Below are 17,553 nucleotides of genomic sequence, written 5' to 3' on the forward strand. Positions count from 1 at the left end.
ACCTTTCTCACTTCAACTGCTGCCCAATTCCATACCAAATCAGGTCAACGCGCTCACACACAGCGGCTGTGTCCTGGAAGACGCGCCCGGCGGTATCACGTAACTCCCGCTCCTCTTCTGAAGCAGGGACAATTCCTTTTGTTATATCTGAACCAATAAGACAAACAACTCGTCCCTGCTGACCGCGCTCCCACTGGAGCCATTTTTCCAGAGCCGCGTGCCACATATCCTGGGCAGACTTGGGATCATGCTCCATTAATAATTCTTTGACCCATTGCTCAATTCCTTCTAAAACAACGATTACGCCGGCAGCAGAATGTAAGTCCTCCGGCAGCGCATCGCCGCGGTAACCTGAAAACCAGTTACCGACTGCTTCTGCTTCCATATGATAATACGCCTTTACCCATGCGGATTTTCCGTTAAAGGCACCTCCCGTAACAAAGTGCATCGCTCACCCCTCCTGAAGGTCTCTTCATCATTCCAAATTAATTCAAACCCGGAGCCATGGGGAACTTTCCAGTCCCAAAATTGACGCTCCTCATTTGCCAGGCTGGAAAGCAAATAACGGATAACTCCGCCGTGTGTGACAATCGCTGCAGCCTGAATCGTTTTATGGACCATCATTTCATTGACCTTTTTCCAGCCGGACTCTACACGGGCGTTAAACATTTGTGCGCTTTCTCCGCCGGGAATCTGCATTTCCACCCAGCTCTCTAACCACTCTTCATACTGAGGATTACCGGCAAGCTCATCATGTACCTTCCCCTCCCAAAGACCGAAACTCATCTCACGGAATTCCGGTATCTGATAAATCTCTTTATTTGGAAACAAAATGTTCGCTGTCTGCACGCAGCGCTGTAAATCACTTGAAACCAGCCATTGGCAGGGGGCTGCCTTGAATTTACGATTTTCCAATTCTACTATCGCATCGTCACTTAGAGGAGCATCTGTCCAGCCTAGAAAAGCACGCCGCTTATTTTCCTCGGTTATCCCGTGACGATATAAAGCCACAACCACAGCGTCAGCCATAAAGTGATTTCCACTCCTTCTATCGATGCCCCTATTACATCACCTGTAATCCCGCCAAACCATTTAACGGCTTTTCGTGCTGCAAATAATATAAATAACCCGGCCATCAAAACTAGGATTGCGGCACCGCCTAAAACCTGAGGCTGCAGCAGCCAAAGCACAGCCAATACAATGGCAATATAAAGCGGATAAAACCAAAGCGTATAGCGTCCTGCCGCTTTCTTAAACATCGTGCCAAGCCCGTCCTCTTTAGCGGCACGCACTTTAATAAGCAGAACCCCGGCCACACTTTTACTTAAAAAAGGAATAAGCATAATCAGAACATAAACAGTGTCCACCGCGTGAAGAATGCTCTCGTAGATAAAGAGAAAACGGGTACTCAATAGGACAATAACTGAGAGGACACCAAATGCCCCCATCCGGGGATCCTTCATAATCTCCAGGCGCTTATCCTTATCACGATAGGAAAAAAAAGCATCGCTCGTATCCATCCAGCCGTCCAAATGAATACCGCCCGTCACGAGAATCATGGCCAGCCAGACAAAAAAGGCGGCTGCCAGCGGAGAAAACGGGGTCCAATGAAGCAAAATATACAGCAGACCCGCATAAAACGCCCCCTGCAGCAAACCTAATATCGGCATCGTCCTCACGGCACGTTCAATATGGTCCCGATCCATCGGGACCGCATACGGAATAGGAATGCTCGTAAAAAATTGGATCCCCATGATCAACCCTTTAATGGTTTTCATCATTGATTCCCCATTCCATGACAATCTGCTTGACCTTCTCCCAATCGAGAAAGGCGCCCATTTCCTGCGCCAGTATGTCGTAACGCTTATCCTTAAAGGCGCCGACGTCGACCTTTTCCCGTTCCGGCAGACCTGCACTGCGCCGGACTTCATTCAGCCAATAATTACGCCAGCCATCGTTATGAAAAAGATGATGAAGATAGGTACCGGCAATTCGTCCATCCTTACTGTAATAGCCCTCTTCACGGTCCTCGCCAAACAGGAACAAAGGCCGTTTTACGGCACCTTCCAGCATCACTGTATCACCTAAATGAATTTCGTATCCTTCGACCACACCGATCCCGATATCCGTCTGCGGGTGGCAGGTGCCCTTGACCCGGATCGTCTGCTTTTCTTTACGGAAGTAAGTCTCACTTTCAATTAAACCCAGCCCCGTTTCAACCGATGATGCCACCCCAGTATCGCTCCCTTCCTCATCGATCAGCCTCGTCCCAAGCATCTGATAGCCGCCGCAAATCCCGGTCACAAAGCCTCCTGAGCGGGCAAAGCTTGCAATACTCTCAAAAAGACCTTCTCTTTTTAAAAACTGCAAATCGCGAATCGTACTTTTGGTCCCTGGAATAATCACGGCATCCGGATGACCAAATTCACCTGCATTGCGCACAAAACGAGGGCTTACATCCTCTTCGAAAAAAAATGGCTCAATGTCACTGATATTGGAGGCATATGGCAGCTGAATCACAGCGATATCAAGATCACCGTTTTTCTTCTTATGACGAAATTCATTTAACGATAATGAATCCTCACTATCAATCATATGATTATGAAGATAAGGGAGTATCCCTAAAACCGGAAGACCTGTCCGCTCCTCAAGCCATTTCACACCGTCCGTAAACAGACTGCGATCACCGCGAAATTTATTAATCAGGATCCCTTTCACTCTTTTCCGTTCCGCTTCCGTAAACAGCTCCAGCGTCCCGACAATACTGGCAAAAACGCCACCCCGGTCAATATCGGCAACTAAAAAGACCGGAATATCGGCAAGCTCTGCCACCTTCATATTCACGAGTTCCCGATCCTTCAAATTCATTTCAACCGGGCTCCCTGCACCCTCCATAACAATCACATCATATTCATCGGCAAGCTGCGCCAAAGACTTATTTATGACTTCGATCCCTGTCTCATAAAACGTATCACGGTATCTTTTTCCCGATAATGTTTTCACTGCTTTCCCTAAGAGAACAATCTCTGATTCCTGATCGGAACGGGGTTTAAGCAGAATTGGATTCATTCTCACATCCGCCTCCGTTTTGGACGCTTCCGCCTGAATCCCCTGGGCACGGCCAATCTCAAATCCGTCGTGCGTCACATAGGAATTATTCGACATGTTCTGTGATTTAAATGGAGCCACCTTTACACCTTCATTGGCAAAAAGACGGCATAGTGCGGTGACAATCATACTTTTCCCCACATCAGAAGCCGTCCCCTGAATCATCACTCCCCGCATCGCGTTTCTCCTTTCATTTGCACTGGAATACCCATTTCTACCCAATACGCCTCGCGGCAGTCCTTTACGATTGCTTGATGCAATCTTCCCAGCAGCCTGTTGTATGTCAGAATCAGGTCATTGTCACCAATCGGTTCATTCAGTACCTCATTGCTGACGATAATTAATGCTGTAACGCGTCGTTTAATCTTTTCTATTCCATCCCTCATTTGGACAAACAGCTGCTCTAGGAATACCCTGTCCTGAAAGTCCCCAGCGCTGAAAAACAATTCATTGTTCAGCCAGGTGGTCAAACAATCCAGTAGTACAACATCATGGCTGTAAAATGAAGACGCAAGCTCACCGATCGACACAGGCTTCTCCCATGTCTGCCACTTGAGCCCGCTTCTCCTTCTGTCTTCCTGATGCCGGGTAATCCGCTGCGCCATTTCCCCATCCGAGCGTTGCATCGACGCAATATAATGCAGGCCGTTCTTTGGCTCCTGACGCCAAATGTCAGCCGCTAACTTTTCCGCAAATTGGCTTTTTCCGCTGCGGACTCCGCCGCTTACAAAGATGAGCGATGATTGCTGCGCCATTCCGCTAACGCCCCCATTAATGTGTCATTTTCCACACGGCCCCTTACAGCAAAGCGAAGCCACTTTGCCTCCAAACCCGGGAAATTAAAGGTATGACGGGGAACGATTCCTTTTTGCAGCAAGTACGCAAATAAGGGGTATTGATCGCCAAGCTCCATATCCTGCAGCAAATAGAAGTTCACCCTTGACGGGGAATAGGCAAAACGATTTTTCTTATAAAAAGAAAACAGCCGCTCCCGCTCCAGAGCGATTAAGCCCTGGGTTCTTTTTATATAGTCATCTTCCTCAAGACAGAGAGTTCCTGCGGCAAGAGCGACCCCGTTCACACTCCAATGAGACTGATAGGCTGCCAGACTCTCGATTCTTTCTTTGCTGCTCATCGCAAAGCCTAAGCGCAAGCCGGGGATAGCGAACATTTTGGTTAAGGAACGAAGAATGAGCAGCTGCTCCGATTCCTTTAATAACGGTACAAGCGTCTCATACTCCACGACAAAATCATAAAAGGCCTCATCGACAATGAGCAGGCAGTTTTGTTTCTTGCATTCTTGCAATAGTTCTATTACTATATTCCGTGAAAAATAAACCCCCGTTGGATTATTTGGATTGCAAAGAAAGACTGCATCCGTATGAGAAAGTCTTTCCAATAGCCGTGGAAAGTTCAATTCCCCGCTATCATCCAGTGCAAAATATTCAATTTGACAGTTATTTACACGGCAGGCCTGTTCATATTCTGAAAATGCCGGTTCCACAATCACAACCTGTTTTCCGGTCAGCATTCTGCCGAGTAAACTAATCAGTTCAGCACCGCCGTTTCCAATTAAGATTTGTTCCTCCTCTACCCCTTCCCGCTCAGCAATCCTTGCCTTCAACGATGCCGCATGCGGATCGGGGTACTGGCTAATCCCTTGGAAAAACTCTGACCAATGATTCTTTAAAGAATCAGGCGGTCCGAGAGGATTAATATTGGCGCTAAAGTCTAGTATCCTCTCCGGCTGTTTCAAGCCTGCTGCTTCATATAAATAATGCGGGTTAGACCCATGTGACGGCCATTTCAAACAGAACCCCTCCAAGCCATAAAAGTAGTAGAAAACCAACCACCGTGCTGAATAAAATAGAATTCATTTTCGTAATGTCATATCTTTTTAGAGGATGAAGAGGGTCCCCCATTAAAGCACGGTTCGAGACCATTCCTTTATATGTATTCCTGCCTCCTAACTGCACGCCAAGCAGGGCGGCAGCAGCAGCCTCACACCACCCGCTGTTCGGGCTGGGATGCTTTTTGGCATCGCGGAATAATATCCTCCACGCTGCCCGAGCCGTAGTTTTGCGCGGATGATTAACTAACAGCATCACGAACCCCGTCAAGCGGCTTGGAATCCAATTGGCAACATCATCCATCCGCGCGGAGGCCCAGCCAAATTGGGCAAAGCGCTCATTTTTATAGCCAACCATCGAATCACATGTATTGACAGCCCGGTAAAGCAGTGCCAGCGGCGCACCGCCGATGAAAGCCCAGAACATCGGAGCTGTCACACCATCACTCGTATTTTCTGCAACGGTTTCAACGGTCCCGCGGACAATCTCACTTTCATCTAAATCCGCTGTATCGCGGCCGACAATATAAGAGAGCTTCTTTCTTGCCTCATGTAAATCATCCTGCTCGAGCGGCTGATAGACTTCCATTGCGGCATCCCGCAGGCTTTTACGGGCCATTGTCGTCGCGATGAGAATGCTTTCGACGGCAATCCCGGCCAGCGGATGAATCTTATAGGCAAGGAAACAAGCCGACCATGACAGGACAAGAACTATACTAAGCACAACGAAGAGCATCAGGACTCCCTTTCCTTTCTGATGCTTCCCCTTATTCCAGCGCTTCTCCAATCTCGCAATAAGGGCGCCGATCCATTTCACCGGATGGGGCCAGGAAGGCGGATCACCGATAAAGAAGTCAATTACAAATGCCATCGTAATCGCAAACAAATGCTGCATGATCATCCGAGCATCGCCCTCCTCTTACTGCTTTTCCCGATCGCTTCACGAGTACATTCATAAATCCCTTTGCCAATCAGTTTCCCAAGCGGTGCGATCGAACCGGCAAATTCAAAATGTTTCCCCGTTTGTGAAGCAGCAATGAGAATGCTGTCTGTTGAAGTGCCTGTTGCCAATGTTCCGGTCTGCGGATCTTTAATTTCTAACTCATGCATCACCTTCACTTTGGCCTCTGTTGCCGTCATAATCGCTTGAATAAATGCTTCTTCCGTCAATTCTCCATTGACAAAGATCCACGAATTGATTGTTCCTTGTCTGATCGGGTAGCTGGATGAATAGCTGTTCGATACATCTACGGCATTCCCAACACCAGCCGTCACGACAAATAAGACAGACCAGCCATCTTCCTCGTACAAACGATACACGACATCCTGCACGTTTACAGCGGTCATCATGCCAACGGTTTCCGAAGGTTCAAAACCATTTTCTCTAAGAAAATCAGCCATTTCTTTCCGATGGTCGCTGCAATTATAATTCCGGTCTACATGGCGGTTGACGAATGTCTTATGCCAGCCGGTTCCAGCACCAATGACACCGGAGGACATCGTCCTGAGGGCAGCAGGTGCACGGAGTACAACAATATCATCCAACACCTTGACACACTCCTCCGTAATACATTCCGGCACCACGACGCTTTCGTTCATTTCCGGGAGCAGCATGATTTGCGGTGCCGGTACCTTCGGATGGGGCTGCCGGGCAATTTTGGTATGGTAAACGACTTCAATTCTTTCCTGCCTTAACACTTCATCCGGGATATCACAGCTAATCACCTTCCCATTTTCGAGGAGCAGCAGCCGATCACAATAAAGACCGGATAAATTTAGATCATGGAATATGGAAATCACCGTTAATCCCTGTTCATGCGTCCATCTTTTAATCAGGTCAAATAATTCCTTTTGATAGGACAAATCAAGGTGGTTGGTCGGCTCATCGAGGAGCAGAATTTCCGGTTCCTGGGCAAGGGCCTGCGCTAAAAACACCCGCTGCCGTTCTCCTCCTGAAAGAAACTGGATCGACTGATGCTGCATGTCAGCAACCCCGGTCCAATTCATGACGCTTTGAACCACCTCTTCATCTTCGCTGCTCCATTCTTTAAAAAACCCCTTTTGGTGGGCATAGCGCCCAAGTGATACGGTTTCCTTCACCGTATAGGAAAACGCCTCCGATGTATGCTGGGACAGGATGGCCATCATCTTGGCCAGGCTCTTTGGGCTATACGACTTGAGAGAATGCCCATTCAGCGTAACGTTTCCCCGCTGATAGGGCAGGATTCCGCTAATCATTTTCAATAATGTCGTCTTCCCGCTCCCATTTGGACCGAGGATGCCAAACAGCTCTCCCTTTTTGACTGTTAACGAAACATCCTCCAGCACACACTCACTTCCGTAGCCGCCATACATATGCTCAATTTCCAACACAGTTTAAGCCCCCCTTTCCTTGCTTTTACTTCTTAGTAAAATCAGTCCAAATACCGGTGCGCCGATAATAGCCGTAATCACACCAATTGGAAGTTCCAATGGAGAAATAATCGTTCTCGCCACAAGATCGGCCAAAATCAAAAATCCGGAACCGGCTAAAAGCGATAATGGCAGTAAATGCTTATGATCCGGACCCCACAAGAGCCTCGTTAAATGGGGAATAACCAGACCGACAAACCCGATCGTACCTGATACCGATACGGCCGCTCCTGTTAAAATCGATCCAGCTGATAATATCAGCAGTTTTCGCCCTTTCACATTTACCCCTAAGGCTTGAGCCCGTTCTTCCCCAAATGACATCGCATTCAATTCACTTGCATTGAAAAATAAAAGCAGCGAGCCGATGAGAAAAAACGGGAGGATGATGATAATATAATCCCAGCCCCGCATCGAGACACTTCCGAGCAGCCAGCTAATAATCTGCCGCAGCTCATCTCCGGTTAAAGCAATCATCAACGAAATAAATGCACCTAGAAAGGAACTAAAGATAATCCCCGTTAAGATAATCGTTTCTACTTTCAGCAATCGATCTATTTTTTGTGCAAAAAACAAAACCACTATGATCGTTAAAAACGAACAGATAACGCTCATAAACGGCAGTGTAAAGGATCCGATAATTGGAAGGGATAGGTGCAGAAACAATGTGATGACGGCTCCGACTGAGGCACCTGATGAGACGCCGAGTGTATAGGGGTCAGCGAGTGGATTTCTCAATAATCCTTGAAAGGCGGCTCCTGCAATCGCAAGAGACGCCCCTACAAGACCTGCTAATATCACCCTCGGCACACGAATATTGAGAACAATATTCGTGTACATTGGATCAACTGATTCTGGAGAATAACGGAAAATCTCCGAACTAATAATTTGCATAATATCCCAGACCGGCACATGCACGGTACCAATGGATATCGCCATTATCATCGATACAATTAAAAAAGCAAACGCAAGGCAAAAAGCTGTTCCTTTATTATTTAAAAATTTCCGGATATACCGCTTTGGCAACTTCCTCTACTCCTTCAACAAGCCGTGGACCGGAACGTGTAACAGTATCAGAATCAACGTCTACAATGTGTTTGTTTTTCACAGCGTCTAGATTCTGCCATCCCTCACGACCAGTCACCATTCCCACTGGATCCTCGATATAAAATCCATAAGTTGTAAGAATAACATCTGGATTAGCAGCAATAATTGCCTCCTGATCAATAGAAGGCCAGCCTTCTTCTTTCACAACGTTCTCCGCATGAATGATATCAAGCATTTCATTCATGAAAGTGCTTGTCCCTGCGGCATAAAGCGGATCTGGTGATACTTCAATATATACCTGCTTCTTGTCCTCTTCTTTAATACCGGCAGCTTTTTCTTTTATTTCGTCTACTTTAGCCTTCATATCAGCAACAATGGTTTCAGCTTCTTCCTTCGTACCTGTTGCTGTTCCAACCATATTTATCGCCTTATACACATCAGCAAAGCTTGTTGCATCATTCACGACAAGTACAGTAATGCCCGCATCTCGAAGCTGCTGCAATCCGTCTGCAGAACTTCCCATTGCCTGTCCGCCAAAGCCAAGAACAAGGTCCGGCTTTAATGAAATAATTTTCTCAATATTAAATTCCATCCCGCCGACTTTTTCCTTTTCCTTTACTTCTTCCGGATAATTATCATTGTCTGTTACACCAACTATTTTCCCGCCCAAACCTAATGCAAAAGCAATTTCCGTATTGCTCGGCATCAGCGAGACAATCTTTTCCGGTTTCTCCTCAATAACAACCTCTTTATCGGCAGCATCTTGAATGGTAACAGGAAAAGCCCCATTTTCTGCCTGCTCTGTTTTGGCTGTTTTGTCATTTCCTTTTACTTCTTTCTTATCCGCCGCTCCGCAGCCTGCCACTACAAAGATAGAAAGCAGCAAGATAAACAATAATGAGTAAATTTTTCTCAATTACATTTCCTCCTCGTCATAAAATCAGTACATGCTCTAAACCAACCGTCACTGAACTGCCGACTTGTTTATAAACGGCCGTTTCCAGGAAAAGAATCCATAAAAAAACATCTCCACAAACTGGGAGATGCAGGGCTGCTAGATAAATTCCAATAAAATTAAGACTAGACATCACCGTACATCCCCCGTTCCTCGCGGGTTATTTTGTACATAGAAAATCAGGCAGGTCTCCTGGCTTATGGTTATTGCTTCCTGTCCCTTCCCATGCATTTTGCACAGTGGATCATACAAGTCACTACCATTTACAGTGGCGGGACCGCGTTGGCTTTTCACCAACTTCCCTATTAAGTCTTAAATAAGACACCCTTTTTCCGTATGAAATTTTCCGTTGGCAACATTATATCACTGGAGATATAATTTGACAGTCTTTTATTTTTCAATGAATTATACTACATTAATTAGAACGCATTTTCCATTCCCGTGTCTTTTTATCAAAAATTAATTTGGCTTCACACGGATGCTTAACGCTTTTTTCATATTCTTCATACATATCATCCATGTTGGCAAAATCACCAATCACCCAAATAGGGAGCTCAATTCGCAGCCGGTTTTGCGTCATTCCCTTTAAGGAAAGGACCATTCCTTCCTTCATTAACGACTTCAACGAAAGGATGAGATGCATGTCAACTTCGGGATAGCTTCTTTTCCTTTTGATCCCTAAGATGTTTTTTTCCGGTCTGGCATAACCAAGTTTCATGGAAATAACCTGACTTGCTAGATGATAAAAATCAGTTAAATCACGATAATAGGTTTTGTTAAACCATCCATCATCATGCGCCAAATAGACATAGCGGTTGCCTAAATAGCTGTAAAATGGCAGTTTTAAATGTTCTTTCACATGCCCAAGGTACAGCAGTTCGGCCAAAGCCTGCCCGGGGAGTTCATTTAAGCCGTCCATTTCTTCAAAGTCAATCCAGCAAAAATCACCGTAGTTATATACTTCATCATCGACAAGCTTCATAATTCTTTTCCTTGGGACATAATCGAGCATCGTGTGCATATTGAAATCGCTGTCCTCAAAGCTGTGCTTGAGAAGAAGCAAATGATTAAGCGTATCAGATAAAGATAGGACAAATTCAAAGAATTCAATCCCATAGGACAGCACATATTGATTTTTTTCATTTAAATGGACATAGATCACATCTCGTATGTCAGAATTTCTTTTCAACTCGAAACCCCCATATGTAAAGCGTAAGCATGTTTGTTCCTTTTTTCAAAAACAGCCGCACCTTGAATAATACCATCTGCTTCTATCATAGCAAATAAGCAGTAAAAGATCTTAAATAAATTATATTTATTATTGGGACACTAAGTACGATTTTGCTTTATCAGAATAAATGTAAATTTCTCTGTTTCTCATGTCTACACTCTTTCCAATTCAGAAGATTGACATATACTAACTTATCATTGTCATTTCCGTTTAATTAAAACCAAAGTATTACAAAACTATCATTTCAATTAAGTTAATATTTCCTTATAATAATCATGATAATAATCATGATTATTATCATAGCAGAGCTAAATTTACGGAAACACACCTTCTCATAAAACAAGACTTTTCCGGTGGAAGGAGAGTGAGAATTTTGATTCAGAATATGACAGAAAATCAAATCACACTGTATATCATTAAGGCATTAAAGGAAAATAAACAAAAAGATCTGGATGCTATTCTGGATGAATTGCAGCCATATGATATTGCTCAAATTTATGAAGATCTGCCGGAAAAGCATCGAACCCGCTTTTTACTGCATTTTAATATCGATTCACTTGCTGATCTAATGGAAGAACTGAGCACAGAAGAACAACTCGATGTTCTGAGCAAGCTTGGTATTGAAAAAACAAGCAAAGTTCTCGATGAAATGGATAACGACGACGTAGCTTCCATGCTGCATGAACTCTCTCCGGAGAAAATGAAAATTCTATTATCAGGGATGAAAAAGTCGGAATCCAAAATTGTCCAGGACATTATGAATTATCCCCCTGAGACAGCAGGACGGTTAATGACAAACCGCTTTGTCTGGATTCGCGATTATTTTACGGTTAGAGATGCGGTCGATAAACTAAAAATCTTTGCCGAATTTGCTGAAACCATCAACTATTTATATGTCATCGATCAAGAGCGGAAACTCGTTGGGGTTGTCTCCTATCGCGACTTGCTTATTGCCGAACCCGATGAAAAGATCCGTAACATTATGTACGAGCGGGTCCTTTCTGTATTAGATACAATCGACCAGGAAGAAGTGGCCAGAATGATTGAGCGCTATGACTTTCTCGCTATTCCAGTGGTAAACGAAGAAAGTATGTTAATGGGAATTGTGACCGTCGATGATATTATCGATGTCGTCATCCAAGAAGCAACAGAAGATATTGAAAAGCTCTCGGCATCAGGGAAAGCGATTGACTTTGATACAAAATCAATCGTTGCCGCTTACCGCCGTCTCCCATGGCTTATCCTGCTCCTGTTTATTGGGGTGGTGTCAGGCAGCATTATCAGCGGATATCAGAAAACATTGTCTCTCGTCGTTCCGCTTGCTTACTTTATGCCAATGATTTCAGGCATGACCGGGAATACAGGGACACAATCGCTGGCTGTTGTGGTCCGTGGTCTTTCCTACAATGATTTAGATAAAAAGGCTATTTTCAAACTGATTATGCGGGAATTTATCGTTGGCTTTATCATTGGGTTAATATGCGGCATTATTATCGCCATTATTGCCTTTGTCTGGCAAGGGAACCCCGTACTCGGATTTGTTGTCGGTTCTTCCCTTTTCCTGACTTTGATTATCGGAACTTTGGCCGGCACGATTATTCCAATCTTTCTTTACCGCATGAACATTGACCCTGCCGTTGCCTCTGGACCGCTTATCACCACTTTGAATGATATTATTTCATTATTTATTTACTTTGGAATTGCCACGATGTTTATTGAAAAATTAATGTAGCTTAAAAAACCAGCACGACGCTAACCGTTCATGCTGGTTTTTATGTTTCTATTCTTTTTTATTTATTTTTGCAAAAAGAAACGAAATGACTATGAAAATCGTATATATTAGAGTATAAGTATGTCACTCCATTTGGTTTATAATGGAAACCGGGAAGAAAAAGGTGTGGTTTTAAATGGTGAGTAAAAATAGAACAACTGAAAGATTCGATTGGACTTTGACTCTATTACTTCTGATGCTTTTTTTAGTCAGCTGTGTGGCTATTTATAGCGGACAGGCTTCCGGGCAGTATGGGGGAAAGAATTTCTTAGCCCAGCAAATTTTTTGGTACGGTGTCGGAGCTGCTATCATTGCCGTTATGATGCGTTTTGACAGTGATCAGTTGAAAAAACTGACATGGATCCTGTATGGGTTTGGTCTCTTTTTATTGCTTATTTTAGCAGTGGCACCCGAGTCATCCCTTACACCAAAGATCAACGGGGCACAAAGCTGGTTTTCTACTCCTGTCGGATCACTTCAGCCGTCTGAATTTATGAAGGTTTTTCTGATTATTGCTTTGAGTAAAACGATTCAGCTTCATCATGAAAAATACATCAATAAAACAGTTAAAACGGATTTTATCCTCCTATATAAAATAGGATTGGTTACAATGGTGCCAATCGGACTCGTCATGATGCAGCCCGATTTAGGAACATCACTCGTTATGCTGGCGATTATGACAGGTCTTATTTTCATATCCGGCATAACATGGAAAATTCTCCTTCCCCTTTACGGAAGTGCTATTGCCCTAATGGGTACGATTCTTTATTTTGTTATATGGGCGCCGGAAATTCTGGAAAAATACCTCCATGTTAAATCCTATCAATTTGACCGGATTTATGCATGGCTGGACCCGGAAAATAATGCAGCAGGCTACCACCTTTCAAACTCGCTTAAAGCCATTGGTTCTGGTCTTCTAACCGGAAAAGGGTTTGGCGAACGAAAGGTTTATATTCCAGAAAGCCATACGGATTTTATTTTCAGCGTCATTGGAGAGGAATACGGGTTCTTCGGTGCCAGTCTTGTCATCGGACTATTCTTCCTCTTAATCTATCATTTGACGAAAATGGCTTTCGAAACGAAAGACACATATAATACTTATCTTTGTGTAGGTGTCATTAGTATGATTACCTTCCACGTTTTCCAAAATATCGGGATGACGATTCAGGTTCTGCCAATTACCGGGATCCCGCTTCCATTTATCAGCTATGGCGGAAGTTCCCTTATGGGAAATATGATGGCGATGGGACTCATTTACGGGATTCGTTATCATTATAAGGGATATATGTTCTCAACAGGTCAAAACTATAACACAAACAGCACTCCATCTCGCGCCGAAAAACACTCGAAGTCGATTTAATCAAACGTTTGATTAATGGATAAAGGTGGAATATACCTTAATCAAAACCATCCGTGAGAACGGGTGGTTTTGATTTGCTGCAGAAAACTATTTTCATTCCCTGCACAATTTCTCGAAAGATTTCATGTAAACTAAAAGTACATGAATTGAAAATAGGTGAATCCATTTGAAAAAACTGTCTGTCAAACTGGGAATTTTATTTTATTTAATTATTTTCGGCCTAATGACCTTTATGTTTTTCTTTTTACATGAGGGAATTGTAGAGTCTAGAGTGGAAGAAGAACTTAGTGCCCTGCAGGCCCGGGGAAATTCCCACAGGGCTATTCTTGAAAAGTATTTCAACCGCGAAACGATTGATCATGTTGTACTAATGGAATCCGAATCTACCACGGATGTAGTGATCACCGATCGTTCCGGAGAAATCCTTGGCTCTTCCGTTCAAGGCAGTCCTTTTCAGGAATACCTGCAGCCCGTTCATTCAGACATTCCTTGGGGAGGAAAAGTGATCGAAAATGAATGGAAGAAAGGACCATATATTGCCACAATCAGCCCTATTCGAGTTAATGATCAGCCTGTCGGGTATGTTTATATGTTTCAGGATACGGCATCTGTCCATTCTTTAATAAAGGGGTTAAATGAACACTTTATTATGGCAGGATGGATCTCCGTATTTTTAACATTTATCATCATTATCTTTCTTTCAAAAGGGATTACAAAACCCCTTATAAAAATGAAGGAGGCTACCTCGCAAATCAGTAAAGGCGATTTCTCTGTTATACTGCCGAAAACTTCAAATGATGAATTAGGTGATTTAGCGAAATCAATCAAATCATTAGCAAATGATTTAGGCTACTTAAAACAGGAGCGAAATGAATTTTTGGCTAGCATTTCCCATGAACTTAGAACCCCCCTTACCTACATAAAGGGGTATGCCGATATTGTTCTCAAACGAAATCTTGCTGCTGAAGACAGAGAAAAATATTTAACCATCATTGTAGATGAATCAAACCGTTTGTCCCGATTAATAAAAGAGTTATTTGAACTGGCCAAAATCGATCAGAATTCCTTTGTCATTCAGAAAGAGAGGATTGATTTGGTCCATTTTATGAATAAAATGGAGGAGAAACTCAGTCCAGCCTTTCAAGAAAAAAAGATTAAACTTGCGGTCGAATGCCACCCCGACTTATGCTTATATGCTGATCCATTACGTCTCGAACAAATTCTTTTCAACTTATTGGATAATGCGATGAAGTATTCTCGGGAGGGGGCGAAGGTTACCTTAAAAGGATGGAAAGCAAGAAACTCCATTCATTTATCGGTTAAGGATAGTGGGAAAGGCATCCCGGAAAAAGACATCCCCTATATTTTTAACCGTTTCTATCGTGTCGACAAATCACGGACCCGTTCCCTCGGAGGAACAGGGCTTGGTCTTGCCATTGTAAAAGAACTCGTTCATGCCCACGGTGCCGACATTACGGTAACAAGTGAAGAAAACGCAGGGACGGAATTCGAAATCATTTTTCATGAAGGAGCTCAGATGCAATGAAAACCATTTTACTCGTAGATGATGAACCGATGATGCTTGATTTACTATCGCTGTACCTGTCGCCATCGGGATACAAATGTATTAAAAAAGAATCTGCCAGCGATGCGATTCATTATCTTCAATCTCATCCCGTGGATCTTATTTTATTAGATATCATGATGCCGGAAATGGACGGTTGGGAGGCATGCAGGGAGATCCGCAAAACCTGGGATATACCGATTATTATGTTGACGGCGATGAGCGAGAAAACGGATATTATAAAGGGATTAAAAACCGGCGCAGATGATTATATTTCGAAGCCGTTTGACGAAGAAGAGCTGACTGCCAGAATTGAAGCAGTTTTGCGCAGAAGCAAAAGTGCATCAGGAATAATGTCATTTAAGGGACTGCTGCTTGACCATAGTTCCTATCAGCTGCATTATAACGGGCAGGTAATCCCTTTAACACCGAAAGAGTTTGGCATGATAAGCCTGTTTCTTAGCAATATGAACAAGGTTTTTTCAAGAGAACATCTAATCACTTCTATCTGGGGACACGATGTCTCTACCGAGGATCGGACGATTGACTCTCACGTCAGAAATTTACGCGAAAAACTTCGCAAGGCAGGCTTTCCAGCAGATGAACATTTGCAAACGGTTTGGGGAGTAGGATATAAATGGACAGGTAAGGAATAAGCTGAGTCGGTAATGAGAATACATAGAATCCCTATTAGCCGTTCAATATTCGGCATTGGAAACAAAAAGGGCGTTCTCCAATGTTGGAGAATCGCCCTAGAACAAAATGAAATTCTTTTTTTGCAGTTTGAAAACGACAGAATACTCAACGATAGTAAAAACAGCTTTACGCGCCTTAGAGGATTCGAACCTCTGACACACGGCTTAGAAGGCCGTTGCTCTATCCTGCTGAGCTAAAGGCGCAACATATGTATGGCGGAGAAGGAGGGATTTGAACCCTCGCGCCGGTTGCCCGACCTACCCGCTTTCCAGGCGAGCCTCTTCAGCCACTTGAGTACTTCTCCAATAAAAAAAGGCTCCGCAGGTAGGATTCGAACCTACGACCGATCGGTTAACAGCCGATTGCTCTACCACTGAGCTACTGCGGAAAATAGAATAATTATTAACCATATAGATAGTGCACAAAATAGAACGGTAATTTGTGCTTCAAAAGCCTCTGGCTTTTGTCGCAAGCCGCATCCTCTGCGGGACGCTTGCGGCTCACTGAGCTACTGCGGAAAATAGAAGACTTATTGGAGCGGGTGATGGGAATCGAACCCACGACAACAGCTTGGAAGGCTGTAGTTTTACCACTAAACTACACCCGCAAAATATTAATGTTCTTTCAATACCAGTGGATAAAGGTCCTGCAGACCTTGGTCTTACCACTTGGCTATACTGCGATACTGGGCTAGCTGGATTCGAACCAACGCATGACGGAGTCAAAGTCCGTTGCCTTACCGCTTGGCTATAGCCCAATAATACATCGAAATAAATGGGGCGGCTGATGGGGATCGAACCCACGAATGTCGGAACCACAATCCGATGTGTTAACCACTTCACCACAGCCGCCATTATATGGTGGAGGGGGACGGATTCGAACCGCCGAACCCAAGGGAACGGATTTACAGTCCGTCGCGTTTAGCCACTTCGCTACCCCTCCATATTAAATGAAACTAAAAAAATGGTGGCTCAGGACGGAATCGAACCGCCGACACATGGATTTTCAGTCCATTGCTCTACCGACTGAGCTACTGAGCCGTATTGAATAAAGAACCCTACAAGCAGCTTATAGCCGCTGTGCTGCAAAAGCCTATGGCTTTTGTTGCAAGTTACATCCCCTGCGGGACGATGTAGATTTCCCTTACCGGCTAATATATAAAGCCGTCTACGTTGTTTGTTCCTAAAGGTATCTAGTGGTCGTTGTGCTTTAAAAGCCTCTGTGGCTTTTATCGCAAGTTACATCCCCTGCGGGACGATGTAACTGACTGAGCTACTGAGCCACAAGTTATATTGAATTTTAAAAAAAATGGCGGTCCGGACGGGACTCGAACCCGCGACCTCCTGCGTGACAGGCAGGCATTCTAACCAGCTGAACTACCGGACCATATTGCGTGGGCAGGATAAGAAGTGCGCGACCTTCGTGTTATGAGTCCGACGAGCTACCGGACGGCTCCACCCCGCGATAGTAAAAATATTTAAATGTAAATGGAGGAGGTAGAGGGATTCGAACCCCCGCGCGGTTTGACCCGCCTGTCGGTTTTCAAGACCGATCCCTTCAGCC

16 protein-coding genes, 9 tRNA genes and 1 riboswitch are annotated in these 17,553 nt (G+C 44.3%); of the genes, 4 read left to right on the top strand and 21 right to left on the bottom strand.

Going from position 1 to position 17,553, the window contains the following annotated elements:
* Window positions 1-7: 7 nt before the first annotated feature.
* The 12 genes from HNR53_RS21270 to HNR53_RS21325 all read right to left on the bottom strand — a co-directional run bounded on the left by HNR53_RS21270 (window position 8) and on the right by HNR53_RS21325 (window position 10,557).
* Window positions 8-448 carry a bifunctional adenosylcobinamide kinase/adenosylcobinamide-phosphate guanylyltransferase gene (locus HNR53_RS21270; protein WP_184529878.1) on the bottom strand — a complete coding sequence of 147 codons (441 nt, stop codon included), beginning with the start codon at window positions 446-448 and terminating at the stop codon, window positions 8-10.
* Complete coding sequence (locus HNR53_RS21275) at window positions 400-1,029, bottom strand: histidine phosphatase family protein (RefSeq protein WP_184529880.1); 630 nt, start codon at window positions 1,027-1,029, stop codon at window positions 400-402. The genes HNR53_RS21270 and HNR53_RS21275 overlap by 49 nt, the downstream gene beginning before the upstream one ends.
* Window positions 987-1,781 carry an adenosylcobinamide-GDP ribazoletransferase gene (cobS, locus tag HNR53_RS21280; protein ID WP_343065370.1) on the bottom strand — a complete coding sequence of 265 codons (795 nt, stop codon included), beginning with the start codon at window positions 1,779-1,781 and terminating at the stop codon, window positions 987-989. Before cobS ends, HNR53_RS21275 begins: the two co-directional genes overlap by 43 nt.
* Window positions 1,765-3,285: a cobyric acid synthase gene (locus HNR53_RS21285; protein WP_184529882.1), complete on the bottom strand. Its 1,521-nt coding sequence runs from the start codon at window positions 3,283-3,285 to the stop codon at window positions 1,765-1,767. Before HNR53_RS21285 ends, cobS begins: the two co-directional genes overlap by 17 nt.
* A complete protein-coding gene (locus tag HNR53_RS21290; RefSeq protein ID WP_184529884.1) occupies window positions 3,273-3,863 on the bottom strand; it encodes a bifunctional adenosylcobinamide kinase/adenosylcobinamide-phosphate guanylyltransferase in 591 nt (196 codons plus the stop codon). Before HNR53_RS21290 ends, HNR53_RS21285 begins: the two co-directional genes overlap by 13 nt.
* Entirely contained in the window at window positions 3,833-4,918 is a 1,086-nt protein-coding gene (cobD, locus tag HNR53_RS21295) for a threonine-phosphate decarboxylase CobD (RefSeq protein WP_184529886.1), read from the bottom strand. Before cobD ends, HNR53_RS21290 begins: the two co-directional genes overlap by 31 nt.
* Window positions 4,893-5,858, bottom strand: coding sequence for an adenosylcobinamide-phosphate synthase CbiB (cbiB, locus tag HNR53_RS21300; protein WP_184529888.1), 966 nt, complete (start codon window positions 5,856-5,858; stop codon window positions 4,893-4,895). The genes cobD and cbiB overlap by 26 nt, the downstream gene beginning before the upstream one ends.
* Window positions 5,855-7,330, bottom strand: a complete 1,476-nt coding sequence (locus HNR53_RS21305; RefSeq protein ID WP_184529890.1) for an adenosylcobinamide amidohydrolase — start codon at window positions 7,328-7,330, stop codon at window positions 5,855-5,857. Before HNR53_RS21305 ends, cbiB begins: the two co-directional genes overlap by 4 nt.
* 3 nt (window positions 7,331-7,333) lie before the next feature.
* Window positions 7,334-8,392, bottom strand: coding sequence for a FecCD family ABC transporter permease (locus HNR53_RS21310; protein WP_184529892.1), 1,059 nt, complete (start codon window positions 8,390-8,392; stop codon window positions 7,334-7,336).
* Window positions 8,358-9,329, bottom strand: a complete 972-nt coding sequence (locus HNR53_RS21315; protein WP_184529894.1) for an ABC transporter substrate-binding protein — start codon at window positions 9,327-9,329, stop codon at window positions 8,358-8,360. The genes HNR53_RS21310 and HNR53_RS21315 overlap by 35 nt, the downstream gene beginning before the upstream one ends.
* A gap of 16 nt (window positions 9,330-9,345) precedes the next feature.
* Entirely contained in the window at window positions 9,346-9,501 is a 156-nt protein-coding gene (locus HNR53_RS21320) for a hypothetical protein (RefSeq protein WP_184529896.1), read from the bottom strand.
* A gap of 32 nt (window positions 9,502-9,533) precedes the next feature.
* Window positions 9,534-9,712: riboswitch (cobalamin riboswitch) on the bottom strand.
* A 71-nt stretch (window positions 9,713-9,783) separates the two neighbouring features.
* Entirely contained in the window at window positions 9,784-10,557 is a 774-nt protein-coding gene (locus HNR53_RS21325) for a hypothetical protein (protein WP_184529898.1), read from the bottom strand.
* A 415-nt stretch (window positions 10,558-10,972) separates the two neighbouring features.
* Here HNR53_RS21325 and mgtE point away from each other — a divergent pair, with 415 nt between their 5' ends.
* The 4 genes from mgtE to HNR53_RS21345 all read left to right on the top strand — a co-directional run bounded on the left by mgtE (window position 10,973) and on the right by HNR53_RS21345 (window position 15,950).
* On the top strand, window positions 10,973-12,331 hold the full coding sequence (gene mgtE, locus HNR53_RS21330; protein WP_184529900.1) for a magnesium transporter: 1,359 nt from the start codon (window positions 10,973-10,975) through the stop codon (window positions 12,329-12,331).
* 175 nt (window positions 12,332-12,506) lie between these two features.
* Window positions 12,507-13,730 carry an FtsW/RodA/SpoVE family cell cycle protein gene (locus HNR53_RS21335; protein ID WP_184529902.1) on the top strand — a complete coding sequence of 408 codons (1,224 nt, stop codon included), beginning with the start codon at window positions 12,507-12,509 and terminating at the stop codon, window positions 13,728-13,730.
* Between the two features lie 166 nt (window positions 13,731-13,896).
* Window positions 13,897-15,276, top strand: coding sequence for a sensor histidine kinase (locus HNR53_RS21340; RefSeq protein WP_184529904.1), 1,380 nt, complete (start codon window positions 13,897-13,899; stop codon window positions 15,274-15,276).
* The gene (locus HNR53_RS21345; protein ID WP_184529906.1) at window positions 15,273-15,950 is read left to right on the top strand and encodes a response regulator transcription factor; all 678 of its coding nucleotides are present in this window, start codon (window positions 15,273-15,275) and stop codon (window positions 15,948-15,950) included. Before HNR53_RS21340 ends, HNR53_RS21345 begins: the two co-directional genes overlap by 4 nt.
* 169 nt (window positions 15,951-16,119) lie before the next feature.
* Here HNR53_RS21345 and HNR53_RS21350 read toward each other — a convergent pair.
* The 9 genes from HNR53_RS21350 to HNR53_RS21390 all read right to left on the bottom strand — a co-directional run bounded on the left by HNR53_RS21350 (window position 16,120) and on the right by HNR53_RS21390 (window position 17,376).
* Window positions 16,120-16,193 (bottom strand) — tRNA-Arg (locus tag HNR53_RS21350).
* Between the two features lie 10 nt (window positions 16,194-16,203).
* Window positions 16,204-16,294, bottom strand: a tRNA-Ser gene (locus HNR53_RS21355).
* A 12-nt stretch (window positions 16,295-16,306) separates the two neighbouring features.
* Window positions 16,307-16,378 (bottom strand) — tRNA-Asn (locus tag HNR53_RS21360).
* 145 nt (window positions 16,379-16,523) lie between these two features.
* Window positions 16,524-16,597: transfer RNA gene (locus HNR53_RS21365), tRNA-Gly, on the bottom strand.
* A gap of 78 nt (window positions 16,598-16,675) precedes the next feature.
* Window positions 16,676-16,747, bottom strand: a tRNA-Gln gene (locus HNR53_RS21370).
* A gap of 18 nt (window positions 16,748-16,765) precedes the next feature.
* Window positions 16,766-16,841, bottom strand: a tRNA-His gene (locus tag HNR53_RS21375).
* Window positions 16,842-16,848: 7 nt separating this feature from the next.
* Window positions 16,849-16,932 (bottom strand) — tRNA-Tyr (locus tag HNR53_RS21380).
* Between the two features lie 22 nt (window positions 16,933-16,954).
* Window positions 16,955-17,030 (bottom strand) — tRNA-Phe (locus HNR53_RS21385).
* 269 nt (window positions 17,031-17,299) lie between these two features.
* A tRNA-Asp gene (locus HNR53_RS21390) sits at window positions 17,300-17,376 on the bottom strand.
* Between the last annotated feature and the right edge of the window lie 177 nt (window positions 17,377-17,553).

The organism is Bacillus benzoevorans, from assembly GCF_014207535.1.
Taxonomy (GTDB): domain Bacteria; phylum Bacillota; class Bacilli; order Bacillales; family Cytobacillaceae; genus Bacillus_BD; species Bacillus_BD benzoevorans.